This is a genomic window from Zestosphaera sp., from assembly GCA_038727705.1.
In the GTDB taxonomy this organism is placed as follows: Archaea; Thermoproteota; Thermoprotei_A; order Sulfolobales; family NBVN01; genus Zestomicrobium.
On record JAVYVJ010000002.1, the window covers coordinates 102,807 to 117,841 of the forward strand.

Below are 15,035 nucleotides of genomic sequence, written 5' to 3' on the forward strand. Positions count from 1 at the left end.
GAAGTCCTCCAGTATGGTGAGGATCCTCTGCTGAACATCGTACTCTGTTCTCGCGTACGCTACCTCGCTTCACCTCCTAGACAACCGCCTTACAACCTCGTCTAGTCCCTCCTCGCTTAGGCACTCATGTATTCTAGCCAGGGTGGTGGGGCTTAGTATTGTGAGCTTGTTCTTGATCTTCGTGAAAGCACCACTCAGTCTCGGCTCGACCAGCTTTCTCGCTCTCTTGAGGTCTTTCTCGTCAGCTACTATTAAGTAGAGTTCTGAGTGCCACAAGTCGTACGCGTGCGCGAGTCTTGCCAGCGCCCTCCTAAGGAGACCACCCAAAGATAACCACCATAGAGTCTCTACTAGAAATACTCATGAAGAAACTAATATGTTTTAATGAACACGTTATAACCTCACCTGACATCAACACATAAAAATCTGAGTAGGTAATAATTAGTAGGTGATAAAAAAGTATTCTACACCGTGATGAAGGTTAAGGGGAAATACTACCTCTACAAAGTCGTGTACCTAAACGGCAAGAAGAAATTCATCTACATAGGCCCTTGCAAGAAGCTTGAGGAGTGGGCCCGCGGGGACTCGAACCCCGGACCTCCGCCGTGTCAGGGCGGCGTCCTAACCAGGCTAGACGACGGGCCCCCTCAATAGATTCGTCGCTGACTTTTAAAGCTTTCACCACGTCCAGCAGATCCTTAGCCGTCAGCCTAGCTAGCAGCCTCTCCAGCACCTCATCACTCACCCTACGCCTCCCGTTCTTAATCATGTTGCCCATAGCGGGAGTTATGCCTAGCTCACCGTACCTCACACCCTTAACCTTAGTAGCGTACACGAAGAGCAACCACCTAACACCATCAGACACCTCCAAACCCAAACCCTACAACCCCCACGTGATATGAGCTATAGACATTGTAAAACGTTGTGGAGTTATAATGTAATTAACGCAGCTAAATTTAGTAGGAAAACGTGTGGTATATATGCCATTTACGCTGTATCATTTAGGACCTGCACTCGCTTTAGGCCGTATCCTTTGGCGGAGGGTTCACTGGCCAACGCTCGTAGTCGCAAGCATAGTTGTTGATTTGGAACCCTTACTAGTGTTAACTGGAGTCTTACCGCGTTACCCTCTTCACGGCTACCTTCACACAGTCCTTGCATCCATTCCTGGCGGATTACTTGTGGGCGTTATTATGTACTTTATTGACAGACGGCTTAAGTCCATCTACGAGAGCCTAGCGCTTGTAGTCAAGTCCTTCGGTGTGAAGGGCTACGTCGTGGCGGGGGTTGTTGGATGGCTTCTTCACACTTTTTACGATGCACCGCTCTACAGTGAAATGATGCCACTATATCCAGCGCAAGTCAACATTCTTTACGACGCCATACCTTAACCACATTCTACACGGTATTTACGCAACGTTACTATATGCTGGTGCACTCACGTATTTAGCGCACTTGCTCAAAACAAACTCAAACAAGTACGGAGTAGACGTAGCGTTAATGCAGACCGGCCTCCTACTCGTCCTGCTTGGCTTATGGCTTATGATCGTGCCTGGACTGACCGCGTTCCTTCTCTCTGTAGCTATGACGGCAGTCGGCCTCTTAGCATTCTACATGCAGTTCATGAAAATCGCCCTGCCGTGGAGAAGTCGAGTAACCTTATCCATGTTAAGTACGCTAATAGCCTTGCTCACGTTCTCAGCGGGATTCGCCCTACACCTGCCGGACTGGAACGCCAACATTAAGGTCTTGATGTCGATAATCAGCCGATCCTACTTAACACTGCTGATCATACCGTGGATCAGCACCCTCATAGGACTGCTGTTGCTCATCCACCCATTAAGGGAGCTTGCCAGGAGAACAAGCGACAGTACGCTGAGGCGTTTAGCAATAATGCTCCCTGTCAGTTGGCTTTTAACAATACTGTTAGTGGGCGTGTTAATGCTGTCGCTCGCGGTAATTCTGTTGACCGCTAACATCATCAAGGTAAGACATTGTCGTGTTGGAAACTGGCCTTAACTCGCGGCGGCTTTCGCTCGTGATTGCTTTGGTAGAGCAGGGCGCGTGAACATCCGCAGGACCTAATTAATTCTGTGTCTAGGGTTTCCTGCTGGCCGTATGGCTAGACTGATGGGGGGATTAGGGAGCTGCTGAAGCGCTGGGAACCCATCTTTAGGTTGGGGATCCAGACATCCCTACACGTCGTCAGGGTGGGGGCGACTGGAAAATAAAAAGTTGTGTGAGGTTGGTTTTAACGCCTTACGGACTGCACACACTTGCATGGAGTTCTTTCATTCAGCGGTGTTGCAGTGTTGCTGGATATATCTACTAGGAACGTTCGCACTGCGTCGTCCTTTCTGAGGATGACTATAGACTGCAATGCATTGAAGACCACTGACCCGTCCCCGCTTACGTATGCCTTTATAATCGGTTTAATCGCCACCACGCGATAGCCTTCCCTCAACAGCTCTGAGGCCTCTTCACTAGACTCTAGGACTTTAATTACGGTTGAGTTGTACTCCGGACTTACCTCCACAAATCCTTTACCATGCCAGAAGAGCCCTTGTTTGACGTTGCTTTGGTTCTTCAGAGGAGGTGGTGGATAGCCTGCAGTGATGGTCGTGGACTCAGCGCCGTTGCTACGGAACGTTCTCGCACTAACCATGTAGATGCCGGTCGAAACGACTGCGACTACAGCTATCACCAGCACCGCAACCGCCAACTTCTTCCCACTCACCTGCATCACCTCATCTCAGGCTTAGAGATAGTGTTTAAAAGAATGACTCACAGAAAGAGAGTTTAATTGCTAACGCCTCCGGCACAGCGGACCTCATGGAGCCGCGCAGTCCAACCCCCTGGGGGAAGCGTCACCACACCCTCTTCACGGCGACAATGAATTATATTATGGACGGGAGCATTGATTCCGTGTGGGTGTGGGTTGTTTGCATGAGTTGCGGTGGAATCCCTTGATTAAGCAGTGGGTTGTCGTGTCACCACACAGAGCTACCAGACCGTGGAGGCCGGACAAGGGGGTGGAGGGTGGTGTTGCATGTCCGTTCTGCCCGGGTGCCCCGGAGCTGGGACACCTTGATCGATGGAAGGTCACTGTTCTGTCCAATAAGTACCCAGCCCTCGTGCCTGAGCCTCCCCACCCCTTGAAGCCCGTGTTTAGGGCGTATGAAGCCAGAGAGGCACAGGGCGCCTCATTAGTGGTTGTCGAGACGCCTGAGCATGAAGGGGATTTTCACACGCTGAGTCTCGAACACGTTGCTGAGGTGGTTGAGACCTACAGGAGTGAGAGCGCTAGATTGTCCAGACTGGAGTACGTTGAGTATGTAGCGGTATTCAAGAATAAGGGTAGGGAGGTAGGTGTCTCACTTACTCACCCCCACTCTCAGATCTACGCCCTTCCCTTCACGCCGCCCAGGATTCAGGCGGAGCTAAACGCCTTCGAGGAGTACCGCAGGATTGGTGGTGGTTGTCTTCTGTGCGATATCCTTGATTATGAGAGGCGGGCTGGAGCCAGGGTCGTGTACGAGAACGAGCAATTCACGGCGCTACTACCGTACTACGCTATGTGGCCTTACGAAATCCACGTCTGCCCGAGGGGTCACGTGAGGAGTCTGAGAGACCTTGACGCCTCCAGCGTGAGGTTCCTCGCAGACGTCCTGCGGGCAGTGACGGCAACCTACACTGAGTTGCTTGGCAGGGATGCGCCATATATTATGGTTTTCCACGACCATCCGTCTAAGGGCAGCCACGCCTATCACTTCCACGTGGAATTCTACCAACCCTATAGGGATAGAGGGAGGTTGAAGTACGCAGCCGGGATAGAGCAGGGGTTCTGGGTCTTCACATATGACGGAGCTCCGGAGGAGAGAGCGGAGGAGTTGAGGGATGCCTGTAGGGAGGGTGTTGGAATGGTAGGTGGTATTATTGGCAAGTGCTTCTAAAGTGTCGCTCGTGAAGAGGAGGTTCAGGGAGTTATTTAACCTGGAGCCGGAGGTGATCGCCTCAGCCCCCGGACGGTTGGACTTCCTGAACACGCATCAAGACTACAAAGGCCTCCCGGTCGTGTCGGTAGCCATAGATAGAAGGGCTTATGTGGCTGTAGCCAGGAGTGGTGGGAGTTCAAGGGTTGTGTCGCTTAATATCTGCGTTGAGTCGGGTGATTGCATTGACTCCTTCAACTTTGAGGAGGTTAGGTTGAGGGGGAGGGGGTTCTTCGGTGATTACATCAGATCTGTCGTGATGTCCTTGAGGGAGACGGGGGTAAGGATGAGCAACTTCCACATGCTTATCGACAGCGACGTGCCGATGGCTTCGGGCCTCGCCAGCAGTGCAGCGCTGCAGGTGGCGGCCATTGCCTCATTGACCAGGCTGTTCAATCATTCACTGAGCCTTCACGAAATAGCTGAGCTGGCGTACCGTAGCGAGCACGACGTGGTGGGAATTCCCTGCGGTAGGCTGGATCAGTACGGCTCCACCATGGGTGGCGTGACCTTGGTAGAGACGAAGCCCTCGTTCAACACGAGGACCTTCAGAGGTCTGGGGCTCTCATTCGTTGTTCTAGACTCGGGAATCAGACACTCTACTAGGGAAGTCCATCCAGTGAGGATAAGTGAACTCAGTAAAGGAATCAGGGAAATCCTCTCCAGACCAGACCTCCCGCAAGAATTGAGGAGACGGCTGAGTGAAGACGTCTATGAGACAGACTGGCAGAGACTCACCCTAGAAGAGCTCAGACCGCATGTCGAGAGGGTGAGCAGCGTGTCAAGGAGGAGGATCCTCTTCACCCTGAAGATGAACACCTCAACAAACCTCGCCTTAAAACTTCTGGAGAACGCTTCCGAATCCGTTATGAGCGAGGTAGGGGACTTCCTCGTTAGGGAGTGCCGTGAGTGTCTGGAAGTGGCTTCCAAGACCAGCAACAACATGCTGAAGCTCCTAGGGGGAGTAATAAACTACCAGCACGCCCTACTGAGAGACCTATACGACGTCAGCCTCCCTCAGTTGGAGTTAATAAGGGAGAAAGCCCTAGAGGGTGGAGCTCTGGGAGTTAAGATCTCGGGGGCAGGGCTGGGAGGCTCTATGTTCGCGTTAATCGACACACCGCAGGTAGGTCACGAGGTAGTCAGCAGGGTTAGAGACTTAGTGAGAGGGGCCTGGATCGTCAGGGAGGGCGAGGGGGTTAAGGTGGAGTATGAAAGCAGGTTTGAAGCGTAAAACCATCGAGACGAAAGCATGGTGGTCCGTGCCGGGTTATTAGGCGCCGATAAAGATATAAGCATGAACACATCCTCATTATTTTAGGTGCTCGTGATGGCTAAGTGCCCTAGGTGTGGGGCTGAGGTGCAGCCGGAGAAGACCTGGCAGGTCGTGAGTCCGTTGCCGGATGCGTACGGCAGGATAACGATAACGGTCTTAGGGACCTTTAAGTGCTCCTCCTGCGGCTACGGATGGAAGGGCAGGGTGTCGAGTATTAAGGTAGGTCCTGAGGGTGAGGTGTCCTTCAAGGAGGGCGGGAGGAAGGGCGGGAAGGGTGAAGGCAGACCTCCTGAGCGGAGAGAGGGTAAGGTCATCGAGGTTGATATCTCGGACATATTGGAGGAGTAGTGATGAAGTTAAGGTTAAGCCGCATTTTAGACCTAGTCCTGGCTTCCCTGCTTTTGACCCTTCTTCTACTCTCGTTATCAGGGATGTTCACCTTCGCGGTTGTCGAGGGAAGGTCGATGGAGCCCCTACTCTGGACCGGTGACGTGGTCGTCGTTTATAAGGACAGTGATATTGGAGTGGGCGACGTGGTCATTTACGCGGGACGCGGGGGATACGTGATACACAGGGTCATCGAAGTCCACCCTGATTGCCTCCTCATTAAGGGCGATAATAACCCAATTCCAGACGGTTGCATACCTAAGGAGCGGATTGTAGGCAAGGTCTTAAGCATAGGTTCATCGGTCGTCAAGGTGCCTGGCATAGGGTACTTAACCCTCATCGTGAGAGGGAGGACGAGGCCGCTCTAGGGATTCCAGAGATCCGCTGGACTCCCTGAGCAGTAGCTGAGCTACCTCCCTAGCGTACTTGCCGCTAGATTTAAGCATCACCACCCTCTCCAGGAATTCAGTGAATCCGACGCCGCTCTTCCGTCTCCAGTCTTTAAAACACTCTATTAGGTTTAGGTATGCCTGGCTGTGGAATCTACATAACCTCAGGCCTTCATGCGTGGACTCGCCAAGTCGTTTGCAGAGCATACAGGAATCGCTTTCGGCAGTGTTCAGACCTGCTAACCTTCTTAACTCACCTGCCGGTAGCCCGTCCTCCAGCAATTGCTTGACGTTGAGCAGCCTGGGCCTCAGCATCGACACTACCTCGCCTATCACGCCTGACCTGCTGAACCTACCCTCTATTATCTTGCCAAGCTTCTCCTCAACTTTCCGGGTTAGCTGTACGCTCGAGAGTTCTGAGAATAGGTTGCCCGACGCGAGCGAGACCATGATACCTAAGTCCGTGATGTCCACCCCTGACGCAACCTGCTTCAAATACCCCCTCCTGAACAGGGTCTCTATAATCTCGGCCCTCGTGGCTTCCGTACCTATGCCGGACTTCTCCATCCACTCAAGCAGTGAGGACTTAGTGTATCTAGGCGGTGGCCTGCTGTACGTCTTAAGGACCTTGACCTCCAGCACCGGCACTTCGTCCCCGATCTTCAGGTTCAGAGCTCCTGAGGAATTGACCTTCCTATAGTCGTATATCCTCAACCATCCACTCCTCACCAGCTCCTGCACGCTCAGGGTGAACTCGTAGCTCAGGACCTTCAGAGTGTAGGTGGACCCCCTCAACACAGCATCATCGCTCAGTGTGGCCAGGTAACGCTTGACTATCATGTCGTAGACGATCCTGGTCCAGCCTTTAAGGGGATCTTTAGGGGTGTAGCCCGTCGGATGTATCGCCGGGTGTGCCGGATCCTCCTTGAAGCCCTCAACAGGTGTTAAGCGTGTCCTCCCTAGTAGCTCTAGAGCGTAATCTCTGTAGGGTGGCATTGAGGCAAGACCCCTCAACACCTGTCTGTGATTGAGAGTCTTAGGCAACTTCTGCGAGTTGGTGCGTGGGTAGCTAATGAGCTGATCTAGATACAACGCCTCAGCAATCCTCAACACCTCGGCCGGCGAGATCTTCGCGACCCTGTAGGCCTCGTACTGAAGGTCCGGCAGGTTGAACGGGGGGAGCGGTCTCAAACGCTCGACCTCAGACCTCACGTCAACCACACGTAACTTGCCGGCCTTCCTAATGGATGTGGCTACCCCCCTCGCCTCACCCTCGCTCAAGTCCATGCCGAAATCGCTTGACAGCGTGACCTTACTCCCCTTCGCATCGATGGTTACTGAGACGGAGAACTTGAGGGTAGGCACGAACGTCTCCCTCTCAACATGTCTCCGCAGGACCTCCATGAGCGTTGGTGTTTGAACTCTCCCAGCACTTAAGACTCTGAACCCGCCGAACACCTTCTTGTAGAAGGTCATCAGCGCCCTGCTTACGTTAATGCCCCATATCCAGTCCAGCTCATGCCTACATAAGCCGGCCTCAACCATCTCGGTGTCAAGGGGCTGCAGGTTCCTGAACGCGTTGCTTAACTCCTCAACAGTCAGTGAGGAGAACTTAGCCCTCTTGGTCCTGCTTAAATCACCGAAGTTCCTGATTATCAGGTACCCTATCACGGAACCCTCTATATCGTAGTCGCAGGCGTTAACGTACTCGCAAGCCCCCCGCGCCAGGGACTTCAGGACCTCATAATACCTACGGGAGTACCTACTCCCCCTTTCGACAGCCCACCTAGGAACCCACTGATAGTTGAAGACGGGGAAGCCGCCCTCCTCAGTGTCTAGGGAGAACATGTGCCCCACTGCCGGGGCCACTAGAACCCTGCGTCCGTTGAAGAAACCCTCCCACACTCTAACACCCTTAAACACTCTCCTACCCGACAGCTTCAGCGCCGTAGCTATCTTGTCAGCTGCCTTAGGCTTCTCCGCTACAATCAGGACGTAATCCCTGCTCTCCAACCTCATCCTTGAGATATCTTTCATAGCCACTTAATTTATAACGCGTAAGGCGTTAGAATGGCGTCACCTAGTTCATCCCTCAAGTATTGAGGGTCGAGCACAGGTTCTTGCAGCCATAACTTATTTGTCTTAATAACAGAATAACATGTGCTGAACAAGACCGTTTATGGAGAGAGGTCGTCCGGTGGTCCCCAGGTACCGGGATTGGTTGAGGCAGTCTGAGAGGAACATGGCTTCGGCCTTAGCTAATTATAGGGAGGGCCTGCATGAGGAGGTCTGTTATGAATCGCATCAGGCGGCTGAAAAGGCTTTGAGAGGGCTGCTTAATTATCTCCAAAAGAAAGGAGAGGACATTTCCTCCTGTTTCTAGCTCTCGAGACGGGACTTGAGATCCCAGAGGGGGTTAGGCAGTGTTTGCTGAACCTTGATAAACACTACATACCGTCAAGGTATCCGGACGTATATGATGAAGGTGCACCTCAAGACTACACTACACGAGGGAGGATTGTGGAGTGGGTGCTGAAGCATGCTGAGCGACCTAATTGATAAGTATAGACGCTACACCCTGAAACTCGTGGCCCTCTTCGGGTCAAGGACGCGTGGCGACTACACGGACGACAGCGACATCGATCTCCTAGTCGTCGCTGACGACCTCCCGAAGAACCCGAGGGAGGGGAGTACGTTCATCCTGGAGGTGCTTGAGGATGGGAAGATACTATACGCTGAAGAAGAATTCCTGAATGAAGTTATGGACTCCTATAGGGATGTCAGGAAGAGGTACATAAGAAGGGGGAGGACATGGGTAAGACTTATTACCTCGTAGCTGGGACAGCCGTTCAATCGGCTGAGTCCCCAGTCTTTAAGGCATTATTTAAGGCTTCCTAACCTAAGGTATATTTTGGTGAAGTGATGAGGATTCTAATCATAGGCGGTGGAGCTGTGACCCAGGAATTGCTTAAGGCGTTCGACGTCGAGAGGGAGTTGAAGAAGAATGAGGTAATGGTTGTTGAGCAGGATCCTGAGACTGCTGAGGAGTTGAGTAAGTCGTTCGACGTCGTGGTGATTAGGGGTGATGCCAGAGACATATCGCTCTACGAGACTCAGATATCATCTCTAGTCCCTCTCAACGAGTTCGACGCCGTCTTGGCGTTGACGGATCGTGAGGAGGTTAACGTGTTCGTGCTGACTCTAGCAAGGCATTATGGCTCCGCCATAAGGCTGGCTAGGGTTAGGGACGTGAGGGTTGGCGAGGTTATCTCGAGGCTGGATTTAGGGATTCCCTTTATAGTCCCAGCTATAGTGGGCAACTTCATCAAGACGTACCTGCAGACGCTCCTGCAACCCAAGCTTCTCGGCGAAGTCGACGATTACAAGGTTTACTGCCTTACGGTCTCAGGCACCGATAAGGTTGTTAACAAGAGGATTGAGGAGCTTCAGCTACCTGAGGACGTCAAGGTGCTCTTCATGTTCGACGGCATGAAACTCCGCATACCCGGCAAGGATGAGGTGGTTAGGGAGGGTCAGCTCCTCTACGTATTAGCTAAGACCTCTGACATCAACGTGATAACAGAGACCTTCAAAGGGTGAGTTAAGGGCATGGCCAATGGCCCCCAGGCAGACTTCTTGATCCCCATACCGTTCTCAATCCAGGAGATGCTGAGCATAATCATCCTAGTAGGGGTCGCCCTAGCGATTAGGTTCGTGTTCTCATGGGTGATTTCAGGCATTTCTAGGAGGGGCGTCATATCCGCGGGCACGAAGGCATTGGTCACGAGGATAGTGGACATAGCGATAGTCGTGATGATCCTCATAGGGGTTGTAGGCATTCTGACGGCCTCGCTAGTCCCGTACGTCGTGGTGTTCGTCATAGCGGTACTGTCGCTGCTGCTCTTCTATAATGAAGTTAGGGAGTTTTCAGCGTACATAAACATCCAGCTCATGAAGTTGAGGAGGAATCCGTGGGTAGAGATCTTCCTCCCAGGCATTGATAAACCCATAACCTGCAGGATCGTTGAGATCTCGCCCTTCAACACAACCCTTGAGGACGTCTTCGGGAACAAGATATACGTTCCGAACACCGTGCTATCAAACTCCGTCTACAGAGCCAGGCAACCGCACATAGTCCTCAGGATTGGACTCAGCGTGATCCACGGGCTGGCGAGCACCGGTAACTTCGACTGCAGTAGGCTCACGTCCACGATAAGTGAAATAGTTGGTGATATGCTCTTCAGGGTTGAGGCGGAGGGTACCATCCTGAGGGTGATAGATCCTCAGAGGGCTGAAGTCATAGTGAGTCTAGTGCCGGCTAAGCTGCCAATAAGGGCCGTGGACGTAACCAGGCTGGTCTCTAAACTCTCAGGGGAGCTGAAAGACTATAAGCCGGAGATTGAGGTGGTCCGGATCGCGTGAGCCCGTCAGAGGGTCTCAGCCAGCCGCACAAAAGCCAGTGAGGAAAGCCGTTAGGGCGGAAGTCGTAGCTCCCCACCTACATTAGGAACTCTCCTCCTTAACTCGGTGTAGTGAAGCCCGCACATCCTGTAGTCCTTCCTATCGACCTCGGCTAGGCTGTTACTGAAGCTCATCACACACCTCCTTTCCCTGCAGTGCTCCAGCCCGAACACGTGGCCTAACTCGTGAACGACCTCCTTCCTAACCCTGGCTAAGAACAGGTCCCTGGAAGCCCAGGACCTTAGCCTGGTCACGTACACTGTAGCGGTGTTGAGGGCCGGCAACGCTAGACCAAAGATGAAGTTCAACGGCTCCACGTAAGCGTCGACGTTCAGGACTCCTACCACTATTGAACCGCTTACCAGCCTTAAAGTAGCTAGCCACTTCGCCACTAGGAACCCATCATACTGGCTCCTTAGCCGGTTGAGGTAATCCCTAGGTATTTCATCAACGCTTCTTGTCTTGACCTCCTCAGGGCTGAAGAGTCGTAGCACGTTCTTCGCTTCCCTTACAGCATCTGGATCCAGTCCGTGTGTGAACAGCTCGAAGACTAGGCCCCCGCTCAGGGTCGAACACACCATCCATTCCAAACCTAGCAACACAAGTTTTATATTGTACTTGGCATGACCGCTGACCGTTAATTAACGGCCGGCGTCACATTAATCGGTCGGTGGTTGAAGGTGGGGAGGCTAGGAGGACTCTACGTTGCGGCGGCCGCGGCTTTATGGGGAACTACCGGGGTTGCCATCGCTTTCTCTAAAGCTTCCGGTTTGACGTACCTGCAGGTCTCACACCTGATGATCTTAGTTAGCTCTTGCTTCCTGACCCTGACACTTAGGAGAGGCATCAGAAGGTTCAAGCCGTTGCTCGTTGCCTACGGGGCGCTGGTAGTGACTTCATTCAGACTTCTGTACGCAGCATCCATCTCGCTGAACGGTGTCGGCCTGACCTCCTCGCTGATATATATGGCCCCACTCATAGTCACCTTCATCAACTCGGCCCGGTACCGGGCGCTGCCTGACGTGTGGGACGTCGTAGCGTCTTCTCTCGTGTTCTTAGGGGCGTTCGTAGCCACGAACCCCGCCCTCAGCCTGACATCGGCCGCCGGGTTTGTGGTCGGGTTCTTGCTGGCGCTAACCTACTCCGTAATGTTGCTAATTCCTGGGGCTCTGTATGCGAGGGGCTACAGCAGGGATGAGGTGGTTATTCAGCCCACCATCTCGGCGGCCGTCGTGCTTACCGTGATTGTGATGTTGTTGGACGGCTTCGCAGTCAGCACTGACTCAATGCCGTACGTCCTGTATGGTGGGGTGGCCTGTATGAGCGTGGCGGTCATACTGTTCTACGAGGGACTCAAGCACGTGAGCCCGGTTCACGCCGGCCTCATAACCACGCTTGAACCCGTTGTCTCGCTGATCCTCTCGCGGATTTTACTCAATGAGGTTCTGCATCCGATCCAGTATCTGGGGGCTGGGGTTATAGTTGCTGTGGCAACCATGACCGCTGTGAAAGGTTCGTCGTAGGTTCTTCGAGCACGATGAACACGAAGAAACTCGGGTTGGGGGTTAAGCCCTACCTCCTCTCCTCACCAGCTGAGTACACGATCCTGCCGTTCACTATGGTGTGCAGTACTCGAGCCTCCATGGCGAAGGGATGGCTACTGAGTATGACTAAGTCGCCGTCCTTACCCTCCTCTATGCTCCCTATCCTGTCCGACACACCAAGTATTTCCGCTGCGTTGATTGTCACGGTTCTCAAAGCCTCTTCGAGGGTGAGTCCCTCCCGCATGGCCAGAGCCACCTGAACCGGTAGTAGCTTTATCGGGACTACAGGGTGGTCTGTAGTTATGGCGGTCTTGACCCCGTGCCTGATCAGCACGGCCGGGGTCTCCATGGTCCTGTTCCTAAGCTCCACCTTCCTCTTAGCAGTCGCTAAGGGCCCCACCACCGCTGGTAACCCCTCCCTGAACAGGACTTCGGGTATTCTGTGCCCCTCCGTGGCGTGGTCCATGACTATCTTCAGGCCGAACTCCTTAGCTATGGATATGGCTGTAAGCATGTCGTCAGCTATGTGGGCGTGGGCTCTGACGGGTATTAACCCTCTGAGGGCCAGCTCCAGCGCCTCAAGTCTTAGGTCGACGTCGGGCATTTTCTCCGGTTGATCCTTGAAGAGCTCCTTCTTCCTGGAGTAGTTCCTAGCCTTAACCAGCCACTCCCTAATCACCCCTGCTATGGCCATCCTGGTGGCGGGGGACCTCTTATTCTCGACGCCGTGAACCCTCTTCGGGTTCTCCCCGAAAGCCATCTTAAGACCTATTGGCTCCTTAATCACCATCTCCAGCCTATTCCTCCCATAGCACTTCAGGGCGACCCCCAAACCCCCAATGGGGTTAGCGCTGCCGGGGAGCACGCCGACCGCGGTTATGCCGGCCTCCAGGGCCTCCTGGAAAGCCACGTCATCGTACTTGACAGCGTCTAAAGCCCTCAGATGGGGGGTCGCGGGCTCCGCAGTCTCGTTGGTGTCGTTGCCCTCCCAGCCTACGGCCTCCTCATCAACCCCCATGTGGGTGTGGGCGTCCACAATCCCTGGAATAACGTGCTTCCCTGCGGCATCGATAACGTCCGAGCCAGGCGGGATCAGGACCTCTCCAACCCTTCCCACAGCGCTGATCTTCCCGTCATCGCTGACGACGATAATACCCTCCTCGATAATGCCTTTAGTTACGGTGTACACACGACCTCCTCTAATAACGAGAGGCATGCGCCAACACCAGGATTAATTCAAACGTGACAATATAAACCACAAGGCTCAGACCAACACAGTTATGTGTCACCAGCCGCAACACGCATCATTATGAATAAAACTCATAACCTCCACCCCAGAACTCTGTGGATGCTTCCTATGAACTATGGAGGTTGTTGAACGAACCCACGCATTGCTGAGTCCAGTATAAGCTAGGGCTGAAACTCTAGTCCTTTAGGATGGGGAGTGTAGCTTGAGTAGTTCGAGGCCGTAGAGGAAGATGAATAATCCAGTAACTATAAAGCCCAACCCTATGAAGACGGTTGCGTACTGCTCCAGTAACTTCGGGGCTATTATTGAGAGAAGCCCTCCAGCTATGAACACCAGTCCTATCAACATAGATGCTATTCCGCCCATCCTCACCGGAAACTCTGCCCTGATTCTCTTCTCCTCAACGACGATGATCTCGCTGAGTAGGAACCCAAGTCCCATACCTACAAACAATGAGGCGATGAACGCGAACGGGCTTATAGGTATTAACATGAACCCGATCCCCATCCCTATGAACAGGAACATTGGAAAGGGCAGCTTCTTCTTACCTTTCTCTTCATTCAAAACACGACACCACATCCACAATAGTTAGGGAGTTAATAAGGGCTTGCGAGGCTAACGCCTTCGAAGGAATGAATCATATTTTAGGTTTCCCGAACATATTGTCATGGTGGTGTCCGCTCTGAGGGTGCTTGTTTTACTCTCAGTCCTTGTCCCTCTGTTGTTAATCGGCCTAGCCATCTCGCTCTCCCCTTGGTTCAGTCTGTTCAACAACGCGTTGAGTGATTTAGGCCATGCCGTCAGGAGTGGTGTGGCTCCCCTCTTCAACCTCGGCCTAGTTGCTGGGGGCCTACTCGCCTTCACAGTCGCCTTAAGGAGTCCTCGCGTCGGCAGAGCTTATAACGCAACGTTGATGTACTCTGGGTTCTCCCTGATCTTGGTGGGGGTCTTCGATGAGGTCTACGGGTTCCTGCACTTCGTTGTCTCGGTCATGTTCTTTGTCGGCCTTGCCGCCTTCCTCGTAATCGCCGTCGTCCGCGAAAGATCTCCAATCAAGATCGCCTCACTGACGCTCCTAGTCATAACGATCGTATCCTGGTACGTCCACTACACCTACAGAATCCCTAAGGGGGTTGCGATACCGGAACTAGTATCGATAACATCGTTCGCCCCGATATACGTCTGGAAGTACTGTCGGGCTGCGTAGTGACTGAATCGCCAGGAGGCGACAATTTGTGAGGGTGACGGATCTCCTCAGTGAGGGGGCTCCAACCCTACGTAAGGCATACATCGGACCCTTAACCCGCCCATCGAGGGGTCTTTAATGAAGCTCTGGTCTCTCCACCCGAAGCACCTTGATAGGGTTGGATTACTCGCCTTATGGAGGGAGGGACTGCTTGCTCAGAAGGTGCTACAAGGCCTCACTAAGGGGTACAGACATCGCCCACAGCTTGAGAGATTCAAAAGGACTGAGAACCCCTTACTGTACATAGGGATTGACAGCTGTTTTGATGTGTTAAGTTTTTGTAGGGTTTTGTGTTGGTGTAGGAGTGCCTGAGAAGTGATGAGGGCGGTGTCTCAAGCTTCCCAGAGAGATGAGACTAGATGTGAGTCTCGTGCTGTCGGGCTCGAAGGGTGCCCATGACCCCCACGTAGAGTGGCTAGTGGCCACGGTGAAACGTGGAGCAAGAGGCACAACCCACCCTAGGAAAACCTACAAAGACCTAGGACGGGAAA

The 15,035-nt window shown here is 53.1% G+C and carries 18 protein-coding genes and 1 tRNA gene; 12 read left to right on the forward strand and 7 right to left on the reverse strand.

Annotated features, from left to right (window positions below; translation table 11 throughout):
* Nucleotides 1-69: 69 nt before the first annotated feature.
* Entirely contained in the window at nt 70-327 is a 258-nt protein-coding gene (locus tag QW772_04655; GenBank protein ID MEM0038197.1) for a hypothetical protein, read from the reverse strand.
* 243 nt (nt 328-570) lie between these two features.
* A tRNA-Val gene (locus tag QW772_04660) sits at nt 571-645 on the reverse strand.
* A gap of 440 nt (nt 646-1,085) precedes the next feature.
* Between QW772_04660 and QW772_04665 the strand changes: the two genes are divergently transcribed.
* Both QW772_04665 and QW772_04670 read left to right on the forward strand, forming a co-directional pair.
* Nucleotides 1,086-1,391 (forward strand): hypothetical protein, encoded by a 306-nt coding sequence (locus QW772_04665; protein MEM0038198.1) that lies wholly within the window; start codon nt 1,086-1,088, stop codon nt 1,389-1,391.
* Nucleotides 1,392-1,500: 109 nt separating this feature from the next.
* Nucleotides 1,501-2,019 carry a hypothetical protein gene (locus QW772_04670; protein ID MEM0038199.1) on the forward strand — a complete coding sequence of 173 codons (519 nt, stop codon included), beginning with the start codon at nt 1,501-1,503 and terminating at the stop codon, nt 2,017-2,019.
* A 232-nt stretch (nt 2,020-2,251) separates the two neighbouring features.
* Here QW772_04670 and QW772_04675 read toward each other — a convergent pair whose 3' ends face one another.
* On the reverse strand, nt 2,252-2,737 hold the full coding sequence (locus QW772_04675; GenBank protein ID MEM0038200.1) for a hypothetical protein: 486 nt from the start codon (nt 2,735-2,737) through the stop codon (nt 2,252-2,254).
* Between the two features lie 196 nt (nt 2,738-2,933).
* Between QW772_04675 and galT the strand changes: the two genes are divergently transcribed.
* From galT to QW772_04695, 4 genes are all read left to right on the forward strand, one after another.
* Nucleotides 2,934-3,953 carry a galactose-1-phosphate uridylyltransferase gene (gene galT, locus QW772_04680; protein MEM0038201.1) on the forward strand — a complete coding sequence of 340 codons (1,020 nt, stop codon included), beginning with the start codon at nt 2,934-2,936 and terminating at the stop codon, nt 3,951-3,953.
* A complete protein-coding gene (locus tag QW772_04685) occupies nt 3,937-5,226 on the forward strand; it encodes a galactokinase family protein (protein MEM0038202.1) in 1,290 nt (429 codons plus the stop codon). The genes galT and QW772_04685 overlap by 17 nt, the downstream gene beginning before the upstream one ends.
* 96 nt (nt 5,227-5,322) lie before the next feature.
* Nucleotides 5,323-5,616, forward strand: a complete 294-nt coding sequence (locus QW772_04690) for a chromatin protein Cren7 (GenBank protein MEM0038203.1) — start codon at nt 5,323-5,325, stop codon at nt 5,614-5,616.
* A 2-nt stretch (nt 5,617-5,618) separates the two neighbouring features.
* Nucleotides 5,619-6,023 (forward strand): signal peptidase I, encoded by a 405-nt coding sequence (locus tag QW772_04695; GenBank protein ID MEM0038204.1) that lies wholly within the window; start codon nt 5,619-5,621, stop codon nt 6,021-6,023.
* On the opposite strand, the gene topA is transcribed toward QW772_04695, so the two are convergent.
* Entirely contained in the window at nt 5,985-8,063 is a 2,079-nt protein-coding gene (gene topA / locus QW772_04700) for a DNA topoisomerase I (protein MEM0038205.1), read from the reverse strand. The two genes, QW772_04695 and topA, sit on opposite strands and share 39 nt — an antisense overlap.
* A 520-nt stretch (nt 8,064-8,583) precedes the next feature.
* Here topA and QW772_04705 point away from each other — a divergent pair.
* The 3 genes from QW772_04705 (at nt 8,584) to QW772_04715 (ending at nt 10,466) form a co-directional block, all read left to right on the forward strand.
* A complete protein-coding gene (locus tag QW772_04705) occupies nt 8,584-8,880 on the forward strand; it encodes a nucleotidyltransferase domain-containing protein (GenBank protein ID MEM0038206.1) in 297 nt (98 codons plus the stop codon).
* Between the two features lie 86 nt (nt 8,881-8,966).
* Nucleotides 8,967-9,644 (forward strand): NAD-binding protein, encoded by a 678-nt coding sequence (locus tag QW772_04710; protein MEM0038207.1) that lies wholly within the window; start codon nt 8,967-8,969, stop codon nt 9,642-9,644.
* Nucleotides 9,645-9,653: 9 nt separating this feature from the next.
* Nucleotides 9,654-10,466: a hypothetical protein gene (locus QW772_04715; protein ID MEM0038208.1), complete on the forward strand. Its 813-nt coding sequence runs from the start codon at nt 9,654-9,656 to the stop codon at nt 10,464-10,466.
* A 50-nt stretch (nt 10,467-10,516) separates the two neighbouring features.
* On the opposite strand, the gene QW772_04720 is transcribed toward QW772_04715, so the two are convergent.
* Nucleotides 10,517-11,086: a peptidase M54 gene (locus tag QW772_04720; protein ID MEM0038209.1), complete on the reverse strand. Its 570-nt coding sequence runs from the start codon at nt 11,084-11,086 to the stop codon at nt 10,517-10,519.
* Between the two features lie 99 nt (nt 11,087-11,185).
* Between QW772_04720 and QW772_04725 the strand changes: the two genes are divergently transcribed.
* Entirely contained in the window at nt 11,186-12,028 is an 843-nt protein-coding gene (locus tag QW772_04725) for a DMT family transporter (protein ID MEM0038210.1), read from the forward strand.
* Between the two features lie 49 nt (nt 12,029-12,077).
* Here the strand turns inward: QW772_04725 and QW772_04730 are convergent, their stop codons facing one another.
* Complete coding sequence (locus QW772_04730; GenBank protein ID MEM0038211.1) at nt 12,078-13,265, reverse strand: amidohydrolase; 1,188 nt, start codon at nt 13,263-13,265, stop codon at nt 12,078-12,080.
* A gap of 216 nt (nt 13,266-13,481) precedes the next feature.
* Nucleotides 13,482-13,862, reverse strand: coding sequence for a hypothetical protein (locus QW772_04735; protein ID MEM0038212.1), 381 nt, complete (start codon nt 13,860-13,862; stop codon nt 13,482-13,484).
* Nucleotides 13,863-13,965: 103 nt separating this feature from the next.
* Between QW772_04735 and QW772_04740 the strand changes: the two genes are divergently transcribed.
* Nucleotides 13,966-14,505 carry a DUF998 domain-containing protein gene (locus tag QW772_04740; GenBank protein MEM0038213.1) on the forward strand — a complete coding sequence of 180 codons (540 nt, stop codon included), beginning with the start codon at nt 13,966-13,968 and terminating at the stop codon, nt 14,503-14,505.
* Between the two features lie 117 nt (nt 14,506-14,622).
* Nucleotides 14,623-14,856 (forward strand): pyrimidine dimer DNA glycosylase/endonuclease V, encoded by a 234-nt coding sequence (locus tag QW772_04745; protein ID MEM0038214.1) that lies wholly within the window; start codon nt 14,623-14,625, stop codon nt 14,854-14,856.
* Nucleotides 14,857-15,035 lie beyond the last annotated feature (179 nt).